Origin of the sequence: Anaerosolibacter carboniphilus, assembly GCF_014205875.1 — a bacterium.
Lineage (GTDB): Bacteria > Bacillota > Clostridia > Peptostreptococcales > Thermotaleaceae > Anaerosolibacter > Anaerosolibacter carboniphilus.
Genome location: NZ_JACHEN010000016.1, coordinates 94,202 through 115,284, shown reverse-complemented (window position 1 = coordinate 115,284; position 21,083 = coordinate 94,202). Strand labels below are relative to the sequence as shown.

The window sequence follows — 21,083 nt, the reverse complement described above, 5'->3', positions numbered from 1 at the left end:
GCAAATTAATAGTAATGTTTAGTCTCAAAAATAGAGTTTAGTTCTGCATTTGCTCGGCATGTGCTCTATACTAGAATTTAACTTTTCTTTTAACTTTTTTGAAAAAACACGAACAGATGTTTGATATTTTTTAAGCTCTATGCTATAATGAAGAAAAACACAGGCTGTGAGGTGCTATCAATGATTTATGATATAACAGATCAACAACAAAAAATACTTGAATATATAAAGGCTGAGGTTTACTCAAAGGGATATCCCCCTTCTGTTCGTGAAATATGTGAAGCGGTGGGATTGAAATCAACATCTACAGTTCATGGCCATTTGGCAAAGCTTGAAAAGAATGGCTATATAAGAAGAGATCCCACGAAACCAAGGGCTATTGAGTTATTGGATAGTGATGGGAGCAATTTAATTAGCAAAAAAGAGATTGTTGAGATTCCTGTTATTGGAAAAGTGACGGCTGGTCAACCTATATTAGCGATAGAAAATATTGAAGATACGTTCCCTGTTCCTATGGATTTTGTAGACAATAATAATCATTTTATGCTACGGATTAAAGGTGAAAGTATGATTGAAGCTGGTATTCTTGATGGAGACTACGTCTTAGTAAAACAGCAACAAATTGCTAAAAATGGTGAGATCGTTGTTGCTCTTATTGGAGATGAAGCAACAGTGAAAAGGTTCTATAAAGAAAAAGACCACTTTCGATTGCAGCCAGAGAATCCATACATGGAGCCAATTCTCGTTCATGATGTGAAGATTTTAGGTTTAGTGAAAGGTGTATTTCGGAAACTATAAGGATTGGAATGAATAATTACGAATATAAAAAGTACCTGATTTTTCAGGTACTTTTTATATTCGTAGGCTATGTTAAAGCATTTGTTAGCTCGTAAGAAGTTTACGTAATTTGATTATGTAAACTAAATTTGTAATATGAGAGAGAATATGAATTTAATCGGTGCCCTCTTTTAGATTTTCCCGATGCATCCGTTATCAACCAATGCTTGTAGAGCTTTCAAGGATCCGAATTTAGCATGCTCATAGGTTAATCCACCTTGATAATAAACAATATAAGGTTCTTTGATGGGTGCATCTGCACTTAATTCGATAGATGATCCTTGCACAAAGGCACCTGCGGCCATGATTACAGGAGAATCATATCCAGGCATGTCCCATGGTTCTGGTCGGACGAAGGAATCTACTGGAGCTGCCCCTTGTATTCCTTGACAAAATGCGATAACAGCGTCAGCACTGCCTAGCTTGATTGACTGGATAATATCACTACGCTGGGCATTATATTTTGGAGAAACCTCATAGCCAAGCTGCTCAAACAGTCTAGCACAAAAGATCGATCCTTTAACTGCTTCACAGACCACATGGGGCGCAATAAATAATCCATGAAACATGTTACGGGTCATACCAAATGTTAAACCTACTTCTTTTCCCAGTCCTGGAGAAGTCAAGCGATAGGAAGCCAGGCGAATAAGCTCTTCCTTCCCTACGATATAGCCACCGGTTAAGGCCAGTCCGCCACCGGGATTCTTTATTAAGGACCCTGCCATGATATCAACGCCTACCTCTGTGGGCTCAACTCTCTCTAGAAATTCGCCATAACAGTTATCGACCATGCATATAGTGGAAGGATTGACCGCTTTTACAATATCAACAATTTCTTTAATATTCTCTACAGTTAAAGCCTTTCTCCAGCTATAACCTGTAGAACGTTGAATGAAAACCATCTTTGTATTTTCCGAAATACTGTTTTGCAAAGTGTCTAAATCGACACAGCCATTTGCGCTGAAATTAATCTGCTTATATGTAATACCAAAATCCTGTAAAGAGCCACTATTCTTTTCACCCCTGATTCCAATCACTTCTTCCAGGGTATCATAGGGCTTTCCTGTTGCAGAGATCAATTCATCTCCTGGCCTAAGGATTCCCGTTAAACAAAGAGTAAGAGCATGGGTACCTGAAACAATGGTAGGTCTAACAATGGCATCTTCCGTACGAAAAAGCTTTGCATAAACCTTCTCTATGGCATCTCTGCCAGGATCATTATAGCCATATCCTGTATGCCAATTGAAATGCATATCGCTGATTCTGCATTCTTGCATTGCGTGAAGTACCTTATACTGATTATATTCTCTTATATCTTCGAGATTTTTAAAAATATCTTTTATATCTTCTTCTGCTTCCTTTCCTCTTTGAATTATCGCATCCTGTATATGAAAAACATTACGTAGTAGCTCTTGTGTGTTTTTTTCCATAAAGATCCTCGCCTTCTTCTTTTCATTCTTTTGTATTTTAACACATATTAAAGGCATAATCAATTTGGCCAATGAAGATATCCTAGAGATACCTGGATTTGAAATAACAGTATGCTTTTACTTCGTTAAAGCCCTGGCCTGTGAGAGCAGAAACAGGGATGATCGTATGTTGAGGATAATCCTGTTGCAATTGAGCTAATTTAGATCTATTGTCGAGTAAATCTATCCTGTTGGCTAAAATAGCGTACCCCTGATGGGAAATACCATGCTGTGTTAACTGCAGATCTGTTTTTCCAAAGGTATTTATTGAAGTAACATATCTCAATCCATAACTATTTATATCTATAAGATGAAGGATGATATCACTTTCACGGAGCATGCACAAAGTTTGTACCATACCTCGCCTTACATCTACATCTCCATGGATTCCATCCGTTAATCCACAGCTATCTACGAATTCTAGCTTCATATTGCCTTTTAACAAGGGTAGATCCAATTCGATAGATTGCAAACATTGGGTTTTGAAAGGCATATTTGAACACAATGCTTCTATCGCATCTTCAAGAGTATAGAGTTTCCTTTCTATGACACCATTAGGAAAGATCCGTTTTATAGACAGTCTTTTTACTCCTAGATAATTGCTAAAATGGATAAAAAATAATGTTTTGCCTACGTGGGTCTTTCCTATGATAAGACATTTCTTCATTAAAGGTCCTCGTCTGTGATGTCTTCACTTCGAATTGTAATCAAGTCATCCTTTGATAGTGCTGATACTTTTTGTAATCTTACGGCTTGTTTGCGAATCGCTCTTTCAATGATATTTCGAACCAATCGCGCGTTGCCACTTAGTACCCGGTCCTCCATCCTCTTTTTTGTAACAATTTTGGCAAGCTTTGCTTTTGCAGACATGGATAATCTATATTCTCTTTTTTCAACCATCAAATCTCCAATTCGAAGCAAATCATCCAGTTCATAATCTGGAAAATCAATATGTATCGGAAAGCGTGATTTTAGACCAGGATTGCTCTTCAAAAATATTTCCATTTCATCATGATAACCAGCGAGGATAAGAACTAAATTTTCCTTATAATCCTCCATCCCTTTTACCAGGGCATCGATGGCTTCCTTTCCAAAGTCTTTTTCCCCTCCTCGAGCTAAGGAGTATGCTTCATCAATAAAAAGGATACCGCCCATGGCTTTTCGAATATGATCTCTGACCTTTACAGCTGTATGCCCTATATACTCACCTACTAAATCTGCTCGTTCCACCTCGATAAGATGCCCCTTTTCTAGAACTCCCATCTCTAGAAATATTTTTCCTAGGAGTCGGGCAACCGTTGTCTTGCCTGTTCCTGGATTACCCTTAAAGATCATATGCATAACCAAGGAATCAGTCAGCAGTTGTTCATCTTTTCTCTTTTTTTGTATCTCTATGTAGGCATATATTTCTTTCACAAATATTTTAATTTTTTCTAAACCGACCATTTGATCTAGTTCTTTGATCAAGGCTTCTAGACTCTCTTCTTTATTCTTCTCATTTGCATTTGCCTTACTATTAACGGTAATTTTCTGAATGGCATCCTCTGTACTAATTTTACCACTCTCGAATCGAGATAGTATTCTATTAAACTCATTGTATGGATTCATCAATTTCATTTCCATCACCTCTAATTGATCGCTATAACATCATATGCATATAAAACAGAAAAAAAAACGACCGAAAGGTCGTCTTTTTCCAATTTTTATTATAGTTTTATTCTTCGTCTTGTTTCTTACTTGCCGCAGCAAAATTGATAGGCTTTACAGGTGTAATCGTAGAAATTGCATGTTTATAGATAAGATGTTGTTTGCCATCACTTTCTAATACAATTGTATAACTATCAAATCCCTTTACCATTCCCTTGATCTGGAAACCATTTACCAAATATATTGTAATATGAATATGTTCCTTTCTAACTTGGTTCAAAAAAACATCTTGCAAATTGATTGCAGCTTTCATTTATAACCCCTCCTATTTAATCAATCTCTGATTACTAAATTATTCTATATTAAGCTTAATTTTCCTTCCACATATTGAATAATGTTATAAACCAAAGCATCTTTTGATTCGAAATCGTTTATATCGAACCAATTTATTTTATCATATCGTCGAAACCACGTTAATTGACGCTTAGCGTAGCGACGAGTATCTCTCTTCAGAATTTCTATGGCTTGATCAAACCCATAAGCACCTTTAAGATATCCGACAATCTCTTTATATCCTAGTCCTTTCATGGAAATATTATCCTCATCTAGTCCTAATGCCATAAGATGCTTTACTTCATCAACCAGTCCATTTTCAATTAATAAATCTACTCTTTGGTTGATTCGTTCATACAGTTGTTGTCTGTTTCGTATGAGTCCGATGAGAACATAATCGTATTCAGGATTTTCAACGAAAGTATTTTTGAAATCATGGATCTTATCCCCACTTTCATAATATACTTCTAGAGCGCGAATGACACGTTTTACATTATTAGGATGAATTCTGTCAGCAGCATCCTTATCTACTTCTCTGAGTTTATGATGCAAAGATTCATTTCCATATAATTCTGCTTCTTCTTCTAATTGTTTTCTTAAGCTCCAATTGGATGCAGTGCTGGTAAAATCCATCTGATAGATGATGGAGTTAACATATAAACCTGTGCCTCCAACGATGATCGGAAGTTTATGCTTATCATAAATGAGATGAATATATTCTTTTGCTTTACGTTGAAAATCTGAAACAGAAAAATTTTCCCTGGGGTCGATTTCATCCATGAGATAATGGGGAATACCTTCCTGTTCAGTAAGGCTAGGCTTTGCGCTACCAATATCTAAGTGTTTATAGACCTGTATAGAATCGGCAGAAATGATTTCGCCATTTAGTTTTTTTGCAATAGAAATAGATGTTTCTGTTTTACCCACCGCCGTAGGTCCTACAATAATCAAAAGCGGTTTTCCCATATTTGTCCTCCATTAAACCCTTTTAAATTTTTTCTCAATTTCATACTTAGATATGGACACAATGATTGGTCTACCATGAGGGCATGTGTATGGATTTTCAAGGTCTTCAAGCTGTTTTAATAGTTCATGCATCTCTATGGTATCAAGTTTATCCTTGGCCTTTATAGCTTCTTTGCAGGCCATAGCAATAATTTTATCTATCTTATAATCTGTAATGTGAAAATGCTCCTTGACAAAGTGATCTACGATTTCGTGGAAAAAGCTTTTGGCTTCAGGTTCACCCATGATCATGGGTACTGAACGAATCAGGACTGTATGCTGCCCAAAATCTTCAACTTCAAAGCCAAATTGAGAAAGCAAATCATGATTATCCATGACCGCAGACCACTCACCTAAAGTCAATTCTACAACAATTGGAACCAATAGCTGCTGAACCATAACCGATCGAGATCTAAATCTGTTTAGCATCCATTCAAATATAATTCGCTCATGAGCAGCATGTTGATCAATTAAAAATAGAGCTTCCTTGTATTCACCCACAAGATATGTATGAAACAGCTGACCAATAATCGTTATATCGCTAATCTTGATGTTTTCAATTGGCAGCTTTTCACTAAAATTACCTTGATGATTTGTTGGTGTAGGAGAAGGTACAGAAGATTCAAATATCATTTGCTCTTCATGTACTTTTGGAAAATCATTTTTTTGTTCAACTTTATTATTTGTAAAAACAGGAAATTTATCCTCTACTTGTTTTTTAATGATAACATTACTCTTTTCTATAAATGGCTGAGTGGTCTCCTTTAATGGCAGGAGGTCGATAACATTATCTAGGGAGTTATCCTTTACTTTTGTAGTTTCAAAAGAAACCTCAGGGATTAAGTTCTGCCGGTATAGGGCTTCTTTGATGCATCTAGTAATGAAAGGCTTCAGTATTTCATCGTTGCTAAATTTGATTTCGAGCTTTGTTGGATGTATATTTACATCAATTAGTTCTGGAGACATAGTAAGATAAAGAAAACAAATGGGGTATTTATTAATTGGAAGAAGGGTCCTGTAGGCCTCTTCAACACTGTTTTGGAGCAATAGACTCTTTATGTAACGACCATTAATAAAAAATGATTGGAGCTGCCTATTGCCTCTATGGAAAGAAGGCTTGGCAACAAAAGCCTCAAGACTTATTTCCCCATGTTCTTTTTTAAAGTGATAGATATTTTTCGCTAATTCTTTCCCATAAATGCTGGCGATATTGTGGATGACATTACCTGAGCCTGAGGTTGAAAAAATAATACTTTCATTATTAATGAACCGAACTGCAATATTTGGATGGGCCATCGCTAATCTACTGACCACATCATTTATATAAGCTGCTTCTGTAGAAGATGATTTCATAAACTTTAAACGGGCAGGTGTATTATAAAACAAGTTTTTTATGACAAAAGTGGTGCCTTTTGTTGTTCCTATTCTATTACGGGATATGATTTTACCACTATGGAGTTCAAGAACGATACCGCTGTCTGAGGTCTCAGTCTTTGTCACAAGCTCAATCTGAGATACGGAAGAGATACTAGCTAAAGCCTCCCCTCTAAAACCCAAAGAAAGAATGGTGTTTAGATCCTCAATATTCCTTAACTTACTCGTGGCATGCCGCTCAAATGCCAGTTCTATATCCGTCTCATCTATACCAGAACCATTGTCAGTAACCCGTATAAATGTTTTTCCGCCTTCCCGTATTTCTACAACGATTGATGTAGCCTGAGCATCAATGGCATTCTCAACCAACTCTTTTACGACAGAGGCAGGCCTATCCACTACTTCTCCGGCTGCAATTTTGTTGGCAGTAAGGGGGTCTAATTTTATTATACGATTATTCATAACATCACCTTTATTTTTTTGTCATATTTACAAGCTTATACAATCGATTCATGGCTTCCATAGGTGTAATATTCACAATATCTATGCTTTTCAGTTCATTTAGAATATCTTCGTTAGAATCAGAAAACATCGTTATTTGATATTGTTCTTCTCTTCCCTTCTTAGATGGTTTATTCACGCGCTGAGGCAGTTTGGAACGATTAATATCATTGGCTTCAAGCTCTTGAAGTATTTGTTTAGCCCGTGTGATTACAGCATCAGTAATTCCTGCCAGCTTTGCTACTTGGATTCCATAGCTTTGATCTGCGCCCCCTGGAATGATTTTACGAAGGAAAATAATATCATCCCCATGCTCTTTTACTGAGATGCAGTAATTATTCACGCCTTCAATGATACCTTCCAGCTCCGTCAATTCATGATAGTGGGTTGCAAACAGAGTCCGCGCACCGATATTTTCATGATTACTTATATACTCAACGACAGCCCATGCAATACTTAATCCATCATAGGTACTTGTTCCTCGACCGATTTCATCTAAGATAATTAGGCTTTTTGTGGTGGCATTATTTAAGATATTGGCTAATTCACTCATTTCTACCATGAAGGTACTTTGGCCTTGAGAAAGGTCGTCAGAAGCGCCGACTCGCGTAAATATCCTGTCAACAATTCCGATGGTTGCTTGATCTGCTGGAACAAAACAACCAATTTGCGCCATTAAAACAATCAGCGCTACCTGACGCATGTAAGTAGATTTTCCTGCCATATTGGGACCTGTTATGATTGCAAAACGATTTTTCCCAGTATCAAGACTCGTATCATTTGCTACAAATGAACCAAAGGCCATAGAACGCTCTACAACAGGGTGTCGTCCATTGATGATTTCCAAACGATCATCCTGTGATATTTCAGGCTTAACATAGCCAGATTTATCGCTTACTTCAGCAAAAGACAAAAGTCCATCCAACTGAGCTAGAGCGGATGCTGTGGTTTGAATTCTTTCTGTGTATTGACTAATTTCATTTCTCACCTGAATAAATACTTGATATTCAAGTTCAACAATCTTTTCCTCAGCGCCTAGAATCTTTGATTCTATCTCCTTAAGCTCAGGGATAATATAGCGCTCTGCATTCGCGAGGGTTTGCTTACGCTCATAGTGCTTCGGAGCAAGACCTATATTTGATTTTGTAATCTCAATATAGTAGCCAAAAACTTTATTATAGCTGATTTTTAGAGATTTAATACCTGTAGATTGCCGCTCTTGGTGTTCTAAGTTAGTGATCCATGTTTTCCCATTTGTGATCGCCTCTCGTAGAACGGCGATTTCAGGATCGTAGGAATCCTTAATGAGACCACCTTCCTTAATGCCTAATGGTGGATTTTCAACAATAGCATTGTGAATGAGATGATATATATCTTCAAGTGTATCAATCTGGGCAAGAATAGCTTTCAACCCGTCAGCGTGAATACTATTCAATAGATTCTTTATTTGTGGTAAAACCTCAAGGGAAAGCTTTAATGCAATCAAATCTCTTCCATTTGCATTTCCATAAGCTATTCTCCCAGCCAATCGCTCTAAATCATAAACTTGATTCAACAATTCCTTTAAATCTTCCCGCAGAAGTAGATTATTTTTTAGTTCATCCACAACTTCTAATCTGGTAACGATCGCTTGTATATCCCGTAATGGCTCTTCAACCCAACGCCTTAATATTCTGGCACCCATGGCAGTGGATGTACGATCTAAAACCCAAAGCAAAGATCCTTTTTTTACCTTATCACGCATAGTTTCAGTTAGTTCAAGATTTCTTCGGGTGAACTTATCTAAAATCATATATTGCTCTGACGTATAAAATTTCACATGATTCATGTGGTTTAAAGTACTTTTTTGAGTTTGCTGCAAATATTCCAACAATGCCCCTGTGGCTGCAACACTATTAGGTTTGTCCACCAAACCTAGACCATCTAAAGATAGGATATGATAATGATCTTTAATTTTCTTTTCAGCAAAGTTATTTTCGAAAGCCCAAGTATCGAATATATATAAGTTGATAGATAGAAAGCTTTTGATAGTAGTTTCTACAGATGTACCGTGATATTCTGTATCATTCATAATAATTTCTTTGGGTGATATTTTAGCTACCTCATCCAGTAGACTTGAATTTGCCTTTGAACCAGAGAACTCAGTAGTCCGTAGTTCGCCTGTAGAAATATCTGCAAAGGTAATGCCTATACCAGATTTTCCTAAGAAGATGGACATGATATAATTATTCTCCTTTTCAGGCAGTAAATGAGGATCAATTAATGTACCCGGTGTGATTACCCGTACAACATCTCGCCTTACAATACCTTTGGCAACTGCAGGATCTTCAACCTGTTCACCAATAGCAACCTTATAGCCCTTGTCGATTAGTTTAGAAATGTAATTGTCAGCAGCATGATATGGAACTCCACACATTGGAGCTCTCTCAGCTAGTCCACAATCACGTCCTGTCAATGTAATCTCCAGCTCTCTAGCTGCAGTAAGAGCATCTTCAAAAAACATTTCGTAAAAATCGCCTAACCGAAAGAATAAGATACAATCTTTATATGATTCTTTAAGCTCTAAATATTGTCGCATCATTGGAGTTAGGTTCTCCATTTTCCATCCCCCCATAACAACTTGTTCTTTATTTATTATATCATAAATTCATAAAACCAAGGAAATCCTTGGTTTTATCTATAGCTAAAGTGATTCAATGTGGATGCCGTTCAAGCTAAAGGTTTTAGGATCAGTAATTTTCACATGAACAATTTTACCGATTATATCCTTGGAACCTGAGAAGTTTACCAGCTTATTGGTTCTTGATCTACCCATCAATTTACTACTGTCAGATTTACTTTCGCCTTCCACGAGGACTTCAACAGTTTGATCCTTTAAAAGGGCATTCTTTCTTCCAACAATCCCATTTAAAGTGTCTAAAAGTTTGTTAAAACGTTGATGTTTGATATCATCTGGAACCTGTTCTTCATATTTTGCTGCAGGGGTGCCTTCCCGTACTGAATATAAGAATGTGAAAGCAGCATCATACTCCACTTGCTGAACTAAATCAAGGGTTTCTAAAAAATCTTCTTCTGTTTCTCCAGGAAAACCCACAATGATGTCTGTAGTAATGGATATGTCTGGAACTGCTTTACGTAAACGTTGTACTAGATCCAAATATTGCTCTTTCGTATAGTGGCGATTCATCTTCTTTAGAATAGCTGAACTACCGGATTGAACAGGAAGATGAATATGCTCACATAAGGTTCTACAATCCCTTAAAGCTTCGATAAGTCTTGGAGAAAGATCTTTTGGGTGAGACGTCATAAAACGTACCCTTTCTAATCCAGAGATCTTGTCAATTTCGAAGAGTAGGTCAGCAAACTCCATGGGGGTTTCTAACGTTTTTCCATAGGAATTAACATTCTGCCCTAGTAAGGTTACTTCTTTTGTCCCTGCAGCGACCAGCGCTTCAATTTCGCGGATAATATCTTCAGGATTCCTACTTCTTTCTCGTCCTCTTGTATAAGGAACGATACAATAGGTGCAGAAATTATTGCATCCATACATAATATTTACATAGGTTTTTAATTCGTATTTCCGTATTACAGGGACACCTTCTATGACTTCTCCTTCTTCATCCCACACTTCTACGAGCATACTATCTGCTTGCTTGCAGTTAGCAAGGAGCTGAGGAAAATTATGAAGATTATGGGTACCAAATACCAGATCTACATGAGTATATTTTCTTTTAATTTCATCTACTACATGAGCTTGCTGCATCATACAGCCACATACAGCAATAATCATGTCAGGTCGTTCTTTTTTTAGCCCTTTTAGATGACCTAAGTTTCCATAGACTTTTAATTCAGCATTTTCACGGACGCAGCATGTATTGTAGATTACCAAACTAGCATCATCGATGGAATTGGTTTCTGCATAGCCCATCTTATCCAGCATACCAGCTAATTTCTCAGAGTCGTGTTCATTCATCTGACATCCGTATGTGATTATGCACGCAAGTTTTTTCTTACCCTTTTCCGTAAGATATTCATCATTTTCTTGTCTGACTTGATTTATATAAATTTGTTGTTTTAATAGTTCCTCTGCAGATACCTTGACTTCTTCTCTCTTGCTCAAAGCAAATTCCTCCTCGAATTAATTTCCTACTCTTAGTGTTTCATGATACAAGCCCTATTATATCAAATATTTTTATATTGGTGTATATAATAAATTATATCAGCTGCATTAGATTAGTAATGGATCTAGTATATCTTTTTTCCTATGTAAGAAAGTTATGAAAAAGAGCAGGTTTTTCCTGCTCTTTTATCAAAGGTTTATCAATTACAGAAAAGTATTCATAATCTATACTCCTGTATATTTTGATCTGAATACTATAATTTTTTGCTTTATTTTGCATTGCTATCTCTGCTGCATATATAAGGTATTTGGATAGAATCCAAGTTCTTTATAAAATTCTATGGTAGATTTATTCTCTTGGGATACTGTTACGCCAATTACTTTGCAGTTCTTTTCTTTCATCCATTCTAAATGTTTATCTACAAGTCTTTTTCCAATTCCTTTTCCTCTATGGGTCTCATCAACATGTAATGATTCCAGTTCTCCCTTTCCATCGGTTATTGTTGATATACAATATCCGATGAATTCATCATTGCTTTTAGCAACAGTTATTTTCATTGTAGTCCTATTAAACACACCAAAAGCTTTAATTCTTTGATCAAAACGAATAGAACGATATAATTCCTTAAAGTATTCTGAAGTATTCTCATGGTACTGTCTGTTCTTTTCCCAAAGCTCTTTGATAACCCGAATGTCATCATAAAAAATATCAAAGATTTCACACATGATTATCCACCTCTTTATATTACATCTTGCTGTATCTAATCCGACAAGATATAGTTCAAACTAACAAGGAAATTATATCATACTTTTTTAATACCATACCAATATTTATACTCACAGAAAAATATCTCCATTAACAAAATACAGGATTATACAGTTTTAAAAGAATTTTTACATCGAAAGATAATAATGCTACGGTATACCATGATTTAAATTAATTTATTATGTAACAAATTGCTAATGCGTTAAATATATTATCATTAGGTTATAGATTAAGGAGTGATCATATTGAATAATGATAAAATAAATACTAATGAGCACCCTGATGAAAACAATTTTAATTACGATTCATATTACATGAGACAGCAGCCATTACCACCTTTTAGCCCTCCTTTCGGTGCACCTATCCGACCACCATTTGGCCCTCCTTTGGAACCGCCTTTTGGTTTTCCACCAGGACAGCAACGTCCGCCTATAGGGCGTCCACCTAGTTTTATACCACAGGGACAACCATCAATCTTTGCTGTAGACCCAGGCGCCATAAGACCATGTCAATTTAGATTTGTATATATATGGCTAAGAGGTGGTAGGGAATTTTGGGCATTTCTTGTATTTGTAGGACCAAGGTCTGTGGCTGGCTTCAGATGGACTGGATTTAACTGGGTATATTTTGGAACAGATTTAAGAAATATAGTTGATTTCGAATGTTTTTGATTGCTTTTCCATAATTCTATATGCAAAAGGCTTTAGATAATATTTAGTTCATTAATATTGTTTAAAGTCTTTGTATATATAACTCTTTAAAAACACTGGGAATACGTTTCATAGTATGTTTACTTAATCTTAACGGATTAACCTTTTTCCAACATCAGTACTACATATAATAATAAAAAATATAATCCTGATTCTTCAGGATTATATTTTTTCTAGGACTTATATTTTTCAACTAGCTCCTTCTCAGCAGCTTCTACCATACGCCGTACCATATTTCCACCCACATAGCCCGCATAGGTAAAATTCTCCAAGCCTAGATCTTTAGCAATCTCTTCTTTGAATGAATTCAACGCAATCCTAGCTTCAGGAACAATTCCTCTATTTTTTGACATTTTCATCACCTCTTAGCAATAGTATTCCAAGATTGTGATTTTTTTAAAACAAAAAGAAAATTATGAACCTCTAAAATAAGTAGATAAGTTCATAATTTCCGTTAAATCTTCAAAGAAGTTTTTCGCTATAGATCATTACAATAGATTAAAGATTATAAACGACACCCTCAATGACGATATTATGCTCCCTTTTCAAATCGCATAAAAATGGTGAAACCATCATATCATTTTGTTTCATTATTTTAATAACGGGTCTAAGAATATATTCTTGGTTTATATCTTCTACGATACCAACAGAATGATTACTCAATTTAACAATGGTGCCTATTGGATAAGGAACAACTTTTCTTACAAAAGTTTTCACCATCTCTATATCAAAATATCTTCCACCGGAACCCATGATATACTCAACGGCTTCATTTGGATGCAAACCATTTCGATAGGGTCGATCTGAGGTTAATGCATCATAGACATCTGCGATAGATGCTATTCTAGAAAGAGGAAAAATCTGTTCGCCCTTTAAGTTGTAAGGATATCCTGTACCATCAACCTTTTCTTGATGCTGAAGGGCAATGAGTCTCACCTTGCCATTTAAATCCGTATGATCCTTCAAATAATTAAACCCTCGAACTGTGTGTTCTTTCATAATATTGAATTCTTCTGGACTAAGCTTACCTTTCTTATTAAGAATTTCTTTTGGTATAAACATTTTGCCCACATCGTGTAGGAGGGAACCCATGACCAAATCATAAAGATCCATCTTATTCATATTCATACCAATACCAAGGACCAATGCTAAGATGCCCACATTCACACTATGGTAATATGTATAGCTATCATTATTTTTAATATCTACAAGATTAATCATTACATTTTTCTGAGTAAACACATCATCCACGATGCTTTTTACCAATTCTTCTATTTGATCTAAACCACTATTAATATTGGTCTCTAGTTTTTTTTTGGAAGGAGAACTTTTTTCGTTATTGTTGAAATCTGAAATGTTGTTTAACACTGTAGTGACAGAATGAATCGTTTTACGACGAATTTCAGGCTTGATGATATCCTCAATTTCTTCAGTGCTATATTCATCCAAGATATAGACAGTATAGAAGCCAGCCTCTTTGATTTTATCACGAAACTTATTGCTTATCTTAGTACCCTTTGCAAGAAGGATCTGTCCTTTATCGTTGTACAAAGGTTGTGCCAAAAAAGCACCATCTTTTACAGCATCAATTGGTATAAGTCTCATAGACACACCTCATATTTTTTATGTAAAATTATTTTTTATTATATCATAAAATGTCGGCTTGTTCTTACAAATTTTAGATATGAAGAAGGGAAAATCAGTGATTTTCCCTAAACTCATGAAGAATTGATATGTCTGTAATATGAATGTTTTCTGGATTGCTTTCTCTTACATACTGCATGAATTGATAAATCAAATTATCTTTATTAATAGCTTCTACCAAATACATGGTCCGTGTATTATTGTTATAGTGAAACAAAAAATAGTAGTTCATTCACATCACTCATTTACTTTAGATTTATGAGAAATAAAACATTCTACTTTTTGTCCTACATTACTAGCATTTGTTTTAATGAATTAATACATGTTAAGTAATTAATAGAAAATTTAACGAAGAATACAAATTCGCTACATAAATTCAATGTTTTGAGGGATTATAAAAATGTGATTTTAATAACATTGAATATAGGGGGCAATTTCATGAATTTCTCTAAAAGAATTATAGCTATGCAGGAATCTCCGATTCGTAAGTTAGTGCCTTTTGCAGAAAATGCAAAAAGACAAGGTAAAAAAGTATATCACCTAAATATCGGACAACCTGACATCGAAACACCAGAAAACTTTATGGATGCTGTAAGAAAGTTTGATGAGAAAGTTTTAAAATACTCATTATCGCAAGGAATTCCCGAACTAATTGATGCGATTTCTACATATTATAAAAAATACGATATGGACTTTGACAAAGATGAAATATTAATCACAAATGGCGGTAGTGAAGCGTTATTGTTTGTTTTGATCGCTCTTTGTGATGATGGAGATGAAATCGTTGTCCCAGAACCATTCTACACAAACTATAATGGCTTTTCAGCAGCTGTAGGGGTTAATGTAATACCTATTACCACCAATGCTTCTGAAGGTTTCCATTTGCCTTCTAGAGATGTTATCGAAAAGGCAATTACACCAAGAACAAGAGCGATTCTTCTTTCCAATCCTGGCAACCCAACAGGCGTTGTATACACAAAGGAAGAAGTCAATCTTATTGCGGAAATTTCGAAGGCAAATAACTTGTTTATTATTTCCGATGAAGTATATAGAGAGTTTGTTTATGATGGCCTAGAGTATACGAGCTTTGGTAACATTCCTGGTGTTGAAGATCGTGTTGTTATCGTAGATAGCGTTTCTAAGCGATTTAGTGCTTGTGGTGCAAGAATAGGTGCTGTCATTAGCAAGAATAAAGAGCTTATGAAGCAGATATTAAAGCTTTGTCAAGGAAGATTATGTTGTCCAACACTGGACCAAGTGGGTGCAGTAGAATTATACAATGTGACTGAAGACTATTTTAATGCAGTACTTGAAGAATATGAGAAAAGAAGAAATATTGTTCACGCAGGATTAACAGCTATTCCTGGTGTTATCTGCGAAAAACCAACTGGTGCTTTTTATGTTATTGCCAAGCTTCCTGTTGTAGACGCAGAGGAGTTCGTTATTTGGCTACTAAAGGACTTCGATTTAAATGGTGAGACTGTGATGTTAGCTCCAGCTGAAGGCTTCTATGGAACTCCAGGCTTAGGTAAAGATGAGGCTAGAATTGCATACATTCTCAATGAAGATGATTTAAGAAAATCTATGGAGATTTTAAAAGTTGCTTTAGAAAAATATCCAAACAAGAAATAAAAAAATGAAAGCTTCCATTGGAAGCTTTCATTTTTTTATAACAATCGTAGGGAATTTAAGTTTTTAGTCTTCTTGCTTAAGATGGCGTTCATATAAATCACAACTATTTCCATTGGTGCAATATCCGCTGGCGCAGTGGATACAGCTGACAAAACCGCACTCTTTCATATGATCCATTACTTCTACATTGTAATTTTGAGTTTTCATTATAAAACCCCCTATTGTTTTCGAGTTAGTATATATTTATATTATAATACTTGCATGCAATGTTGTCAATTGTATACAAAAATAATATTATTGAAAATCCTTATAGGAGTAATGCTCATTGTAGCTTTTTTTACAGATGTCAATAATTGTTTTTTTCAGTGGATAGCTATATCTAGAAAATATCGGTGAAGCTGAAGACTCAGGTTTGAGATTCAGTCGAATTTCTATTCCAGTACTTCCTTCTGTGACCTCTAAATATCCCTTTTCATATAGTTTGATATTGGCATAGATTAAGGATGGAAAATTAACACGAGAATTGGTTTCTGCCAATGTTTGATCTAGTTCATATCTAGTAAAGCCTGCCATAATTTGTACGATTTCTTCAATGGTAGAGATATCGATACAATAGTCATTATAGTTTCCCAGTAGTATACAATCTGCTAAAAAGTGCTTATACTGCAATTTGGGATAAATCCATAACAACTCTTGATGGTTATGATCCTTAATCGGTAAATCAAATGCATAAAACTGATAAATAAAATCTTCAGTAAGGGATAAGACCTGAGCATTTAACTTAATATAGGTATGCTCCTTTTTTGATATCTGACGGTAAATAGAATAACTTAGTGCAAGGTATTTTATCAGTATATTTTCTAATGGAAAATCGTCCTTTAGGCTAAAATAAGTTGTTTTAGAAACAGGAAAACTACTTATCTTTGAAAAGAGCTGAGATAACTGATGAAAGTTAAAAACTTTTTTCTTAATAGGATCGTCTGTATTTTTAAGAATTGTTGAATAATAATCTATTTCGTCAATATTTGTATAGGAAATATGATTTACCTTCATCGCAGATTCTCCTTTTATGGTTTATAGTTTTATTATTTGTTTTAACTTGCTAAATATAGTGCAATATATTTGACTGTACTTGTAAAAGCTACATGAATAGACTCAAATGAATAGAAAAAGATATGGCTTTTATAAAACCATATCTTTTTTCAAATTAAATATTTTTTTCCAAAATGAGGTATGATGATGCTGACGTTTGATCTTCTCCTTTAATTCGGCAACTTCATAGGATTTTTCTTTTAGCTTCATTCTTAGTCTTGCATTTTCACAGATTAAAATGTCTTTTTCTTTTCTGTAGATTTGATTCGTCTCTTCACCATCGGTATTCAGCATTTCATCGAAACGATTGATGATCTCTGATTTCACGTTAGCAAGTTGTGTGTGCAGATTATATTGAATGGATTCATTAATTTTTTGACAGAGTTCATCTACTACATTTGGTTGATACATACTAGCCTCCAAGGAAGAAACAGCTGTTTCAGCGGTTGTTAGAGCAACTTCTTTATTTGCAGAGATTAGTATTTCAGGTGAATTGAACACCAACTTAATTTGCTTATTTGTCAATCCTTTGCTCTGTAAATCTTTTAGATAAAAAAATCTTTCAATTTCCTTGTAGGTATAATACCTACGATTTGAATCTGTTCGCGGTATCTCAAAGCCAAATTCAGTTTCATAAAACCTAAGTACATGTTTATCATAGCCAGTAATTTTGCTTACATCAGCAATTGAGTAACGCTTACTTCTATCAATATCAACCACTTACACCCCTCCTCGCTCATTATTAATTCTGTATTTACTTTAAGAAATCCTCTCTTATAAATGAACTTTCCATAGCAAATTTGGTCATTATTCTACGAAATATCATTAATATTTTGAAAATATATCATAATAAAACACAATAAAACAATTATCGCTATTATGTCGAAGAACGATAATTGTTTTATTTAATGTGATCACTTTATATTTTTTTTATAAAAGAAGGTTTTTAGAGCTGATAAGTTATAGCGATTAGGTAAAATAATTTGTTCTGTACTACCGACAAACAGAATACCATGATCATTTAATGAATCATGAAATTTACGGTACATTTCTTCTTTTGATTCTTCGGTAAAGTAAATCATAACATTTCTACAGACAATTAGATCACACTTTTCTGGATACTTATCATTAAGTAGATTATGCTGTTTGAATTCAACACATTTTTTAATTTCATCAGATATTCTAAAGGAGTCTCCAATCTTTGTGAAGTACTTGTTAATTAAGTCCTTTGGTATATTTTCAATACTTTTTGCAGAATAAATACCGATTTGAGCTTTGTTGATGGCTTCCCGATCAATATCAGTAGCAAGAATTTTTATCTGATTTAATGGAAGCAGCTGACTTAGAACAAGAACCAGGGAATAGGGCTCTTCCCCAGTGGAACAGGCGGCACTCCAGATCTTTAATGTTTTTGAATGTTTTAGAAGCTCTGGAAGAATATCATTTTTAATTATTTCCCACTGATTTGCATTTCGGTAAAATTCTGATACATTGATCGTGAGATAGTTAATAAATTCATCAAATAACACTTTATCCTTACTGATTGCAAGAAAATAATCATCATAGGTATCAAAATTATTTCTTTTAATAAGAGAATCTATTCTTCTTTTCATTTGTCGTTCCTTATAACAAGAAAGATTAATCCCTGTTTTTTTAAAAATCTGTTCCTTAAACTTTTCATAGTTTTGCATATGTAATCCCCTTTGTTAAAAATATTCCATTTATTACAATAACGAGTCAGAGATAAAAAATCGATAATAATTCTTATTTTAACATAAATAGAAGATAAAAAAAAGACTGTGGAATTACACAGTCTAAAATGTAAAGGGGGTCTCAATGTATTTTGTGAGGTTACTATTATTTTCTGTAAAAAATCAATAATTATACAAAAAGAGAAAGAAAGCTTAGCTTTCTTTCTCTTGAGATTCGATAATATCACCGATTGTTGTTACCTCGTCATTTTGAGGCAATACTACTTCAGCATTTAATTGATCTGCAGCAGCTTCTTTAATACTTAGGCTAATTCTCTTTGCTTCTTTATTGATTTCAAGTAGTTTTACATTTACGGTTTGACCAACATGAACTTCTTGAGATGGTTTAGAGATATGCTTATCAGAAATCTGAGATATATGAACCAAGCCGTCTAAACCAGGTTCCAGCTCAACAAATGCTCCAAAATCCGCAATTCGAACAATTTTTCCTTGTACAATATCACCTACATGATACTTTTGATCCACTGCGGCCCAAGGTTCTGGCGTTGTCAATTTCAAGCTTAAAGAAACCTTGTTCTTGTCTTGATCAAAATCAACCACTTTGACTTTTATCTTATCTCCAATCTGAACAACCTCAGAAGGATGACCTACCCTTCCCCATGTTAAATCAGAAATATGAACAAGTCCATCAATACCACCAATATCTATGAAAGCGCCAAAGTTTGTAATTCGCTTTACTTCTCCTTCAATGATATTTCCTTTATCAATATTCTGCCATAAAAGCTTTCTCTTTTTCTCGTTTTCCTGTTGGATGACGGCTTTGCGAGAGAAAACAACCTTCTTTTTAGCCTTGTTTAAATCGATAATTTTTACATCTAAAGATTTACCTACAAAAACTTGCATATCATCCACATAGCTATCAGATAACTGAGATGCAGGAATAAAACCTCTAATTTCAGTAAACACTGCAATCACGCCACCTTTTACAACCTCAACTACCTTTACAGATATGATTTTACCTTCGTTGTTGGTCTCCTCAAGGATGTCCCAACCCTTCTCAGAATCAATTCTTTTCTTAGAAAGAAGAAGATTTCCTTCACCATCATCTGTTTTGATTACATAAACTTCAATATCATCGCCTTCTTGGACAATATCTCTAGGATTAACAGTAGGATCATTTGAGATTTCACCCTTAGGAATAATACCATCAGATTTATATCCTATATTTACGATGATTTCATTATCAGTTACATGGATCACCTTACCTTTTACGGTTTGACCGCGTCGAGGCACTCTTAGAGAATTCTCAATTTCCTCCATCATATTCATCATTTCATTGTTGTGTTGATCAGCATTGCTCATTTTATTAATAACCTCCTTAATGATCCAGTCCGGGGTCGAAGCTCCGGCTGTTATTCCAATTTTTTTCATATTTATTAATTGATTAATTGGCAATTCTTCAACAGTTTCTATGTGATAAGTATTTTCACAATACTTTTTACTTATTTGAACTAGTTTTTGCGTATTAGAACTGTGACGACCACCAATAACGATCATAGCATCAACTTGACTCGCTACTTTAGCACAAGACGTTTGCCTATCTTTTGTAGCAATGCAAATTGTATTAAACTTTTCCAAAATTTGCGCCTTATGCTCTAGCTCTTTGGTTATATAATCCCATAATTCTTCAGTAATTGTGGTTTGCGCCACTACGCAGATTTTCTCACAATCGGGAACAGTATCTAAAGCTTGCTCATTCTGAACGATATATGCACGATTGTCACACCAACCGTTGATCCCTATGACCTCAGGATGTTTAGGATCACCAACGATCACAACAGAATACCCTTTTAAATAATACTCTCTAGCGATATTCTGAACCTTCCTAACAAAGGGACAGGTAGCATCAATTAATTGAATATGATGATTTTCTGCAGTTTCGTAAAAAGAAAAAGGGACACCATGAGAGCGAACAATAATTGTACTATGCGGTTTTTGTTCTACAGAATCGATAGACTCTATGCCAAGTGTTTTTAATTGTTCAATCACCTGTGAATTATGAATTAAGGGTCCAAAAGTATAAATCTTTTTATCCTTTATTTCACTGGCAGCATGGAAAGTTTTATTAATCGCTTCTTTTACGCCAAAACAAAAACCTGAATGATCTGCTACAATGATTTCCAATATTAGTATACCTCCTATCCAAGGTTTTATTTAACTTCTACATTTAGTTAAGAAATT

General features: G+C 34.8%; 20 protein-coding genes. 2 read left to right on the top strand and 18 right to left on the bottom strand.

All coding sequences use genetic code 11. From position 1 onward, the window contains the following. The first annotated feature begins 180 nt into the window (after nucleotides 1-180). Nucleotides 181-798, top strand: a complete 618-nt coding sequence (gene lexA / locus HNQ80_RS13680; RefSeq protein WP_184311220.1) for a transcriptional repressor LexA — start codon at nucleotides 181-183, stop codon at nucleotides 796-798. Nucleotides 799-968: 170 nt separating this feature from the next. On the opposite strand, the gene HNQ80_RS13675 is transcribed toward lexA, so the two are convergent. From HNQ80_RS13675 to HNQ80_RS13615, 13 genes are all read right to left on the bottom strand, one after another. Further along, complete coding sequence (locus HNQ80_RS13675; protein WP_184311219.1) at nucleotides 969-2,267, bottom strand: methionine gamma-lyase family protein; 1,299 nt, start codon at nucleotides 2,265-2,267, stop codon at nucleotides 969-971. Nucleotides 2,268-2,349: 82 nt separating this feature from the next. Further along, nucleotides 2,350-2,973: a GTPase gene (locus tag HNQ80_RS13670; protein WP_184311218.1), complete on the bottom strand. Its 624-nt coding sequence runs from the start codon at nucleotides 2,971-2,973 to the stop codon at nucleotides 2,350-2,352. Then, nucleotides 2,973-3,923 carry an AAA family ATPase gene (locus HNQ80_RS13665; RefSeq protein ID WP_184311217.1) on the bottom strand — a complete coding sequence of 317 codons (951 nt, stop codon included), beginning with the start codon at nucleotides 3,921-3,923 and terminating at the stop codon, nucleotides 2,973-2,975. Before HNQ80_RS13665 ends, HNQ80_RS13670 begins: the two co-directional genes overlap by 1 nt. 97 nt (nucleotides 3,924-4,020) lie before the next feature. After that, nucleotides 4,021-4,266 carry an RNA chaperone Hfq gene (gene hfq, locus HNQ80_RS13660; RefSeq protein WP_184311216.1) on the bottom strand — a complete coding sequence of 82 codons (246 nt, stop codon included), beginning with the start codon at nucleotides 4,264-4,266 and terminating at the stop codon, nucleotides 4,021-4,023. A gap of 44 nt (nucleotides 4,267-4,310) precedes the next feature. Then, nucleotides 4,311-5,252, bottom strand: a complete 942-nt coding sequence (gene miaA, locus HNQ80_RS13655; protein WP_184311215.1) for a tRNA (adenosine(37)-N6)-dimethylallyltransferase MiaA — start codon at nucleotides 5,250-5,252, stop codon at nucleotides 4,311-4,313. Between the two features lie 12 nt (nucleotides 5,253-5,264). Then, entirely contained in the window at nucleotides 5,265-7,127 is a 1,863-nt protein-coding gene (gene mutL / locus HNQ80_RS13650; RefSeq protein WP_184311214.1) for a DNA mismatch repair endonuclease MutL, read from the bottom strand. A 10-nt stretch (nucleotides 7,128-7,137) separates the two neighbouring features. Continuing rightward, nucleotides 7,138-9,765: a DNA mismatch repair protein MutS gene (gene mutS, locus HNQ80_RS13645; protein ID WP_184311213.1), complete on the bottom strand. Its 2,628-nt coding sequence runs from the start codon at nucleotides 9,763-9,765 to the stop codon at nucleotides 7,138-7,140. A gap of 84 nt (nucleotides 9,766-9,849) precedes the next feature. Further along, nucleotides 9,850-11,286 (bottom strand): tRNA (N6-isopentenyl adenosine(37)-C2)-methylthiotransferase MiaB, encoded by a 1,437-nt coding sequence (miaB, locus tag HNQ80_RS13640; protein WP_184311212.1) that lies wholly within the window; start codon nucleotides 11,284-11,286, stop codon nucleotides 9,850-9,852. Between the two features lie 282 nt (nucleotides 11,287-11,568). Further along, nucleotides 11,569-12,012, bottom strand: coding sequence for a GNAT family N-acetyltransferase (locus HNQ80_RS13635; protein ID WP_184311211.1), 444 nt, complete (start codon nucleotides 12,010-12,012; stop codon nucleotides 11,569-11,571). A gap of 350 nt (nucleotides 12,013-12,362) precedes the next feature. Then, complete coding sequence (locus HNQ80_RS26495; RefSeq protein ID WP_184311210.1) at nucleotides 12,363-12,551, bottom strand: hypothetical protein; 189 nt, start codon at nucleotides 12,549-12,551, stop codon at nucleotides 12,363-12,365. A 384-nt stretch (nucleotides 12,552-12,935) separates the two neighbouring features. Next, the gene (locus tag HNQ80_RS13625) at nucleotides 12,936-13,115 is read right to left on the bottom strand and encodes an alpha/beta-type small acid-soluble spore protein (RefSeq protein WP_330602872.1); all 180 of its coding nucleotides are present in this window, start codon (nucleotides 13,113-13,115) and stop codon (nucleotides 12,936-12,938) included. 145 nt (nucleotides 13,116-13,260) lie between these two features. Beyond that, nucleotides 13,261-14,367, bottom strand: coding sequence for an HD-GYP domain-containing protein (locus tag HNQ80_RS13620; protein WP_184311208.1), 1,107 nt, complete (start codon nucleotides 14,365-14,367; stop codon nucleotides 13,261-13,263). Between the two features lie 94 nt (nucleotides 14,368-14,461). After that, nucleotides 14,462-14,638, bottom strand: a complete 177-nt coding sequence (locus HNQ80_RS13615) for a hypothetical protein (RefSeq protein ID WP_184311207.1) — start codon at nucleotides 14,636-14,638, stop codon at nucleotides 14,462-14,464. 206 nt (nucleotides 14,639-14,844) lie between these two features. On the opposite strand from HNQ80_RS13615, the gene HNQ80_RS13610 reads away from it, so the two are divergent. Next, nucleotides 14,845-16,038, top strand: a complete 1,194-nt coding sequence (locus tag HNQ80_RS13610) for a pyridoxal phosphate-dependent aminotransferase (RefSeq protein WP_184311206.1) — start codon at nucleotides 14,845-14,847, stop codon at nucleotides 16,036-16,038. Between the two features lie 63 nt (nucleotides 16,039-16,101). Here HNQ80_RS13610 and HNQ80_RS13605 read toward each other — a convergent pair whose 3' ends face one another. The 5 genes from HNQ80_RS13605 to HNQ80_RS13585 all read right to left on the bottom strand — a co-directional run bounded on the left by HNQ80_RS13605 (nucleotide 16,102) and on the right by HNQ80_RS13585 (nucleotide 21,026). After that, a complete protein-coding gene (locus tag HNQ80_RS13605) occupies nucleotides 16,102-16,245 on the bottom strand; it encodes a hypothetical protein (protein ID WP_184311205.1) in 144 nt (47 codons plus the stop codon). A gap of 87 nt (nucleotides 16,246-16,332) precedes the next feature. Continuing rightward, nucleotides 16,333-17,091 carry a hypothetical protein gene (locus tag HNQ80_RS13600; RefSeq protein ID WP_184311204.1) on the bottom strand — a complete coding sequence of 253 codons (759 nt, stop codon included), beginning with the start codon at nucleotides 17,089-17,091 and terminating at the stop codon, nucleotides 16,333-16,335. 129 nt (nucleotides 17,092-17,220) lie between these two features. Then, nucleotides 17,221-17,850, bottom strand: coding sequence for a MerR family transcriptional regulator (locus HNQ80_RS13595; RefSeq protein WP_184311203.1), 630 nt, complete (start codon nucleotides 17,848-17,850; stop codon nucleotides 17,221-17,223). A gap of 194 nt (nucleotides 17,851-18,044) precedes the next feature. Further along, the gene (locus HNQ80_RS13590) at nucleotides 18,045-18,821 is read right to left on the bottom strand and encodes a CheR family methyltransferase (RefSeq protein WP_184311202.1); all 777 of its coding nucleotides are present in this window, start codon (nucleotides 18,819-18,821) and stop codon (nucleotides 18,045-18,047) included. 213 nt (nucleotides 18,822-19,034) lie between these two features. Further along, a complete protein-coding gene (locus HNQ80_RS13585) occupies nucleotides 19,035-21,026 on the bottom strand; it encodes a bifunctional 4-hydroxy-3-methylbut-2-enyl diphosphate reductase/30S ribosomal protein S1 (protein WP_184311201.1) in 1,992 nt (663 codons plus the stop codon). Between the last annotated feature and the right edge of the window lie 57 nt (nucleotides 21,027-21,083).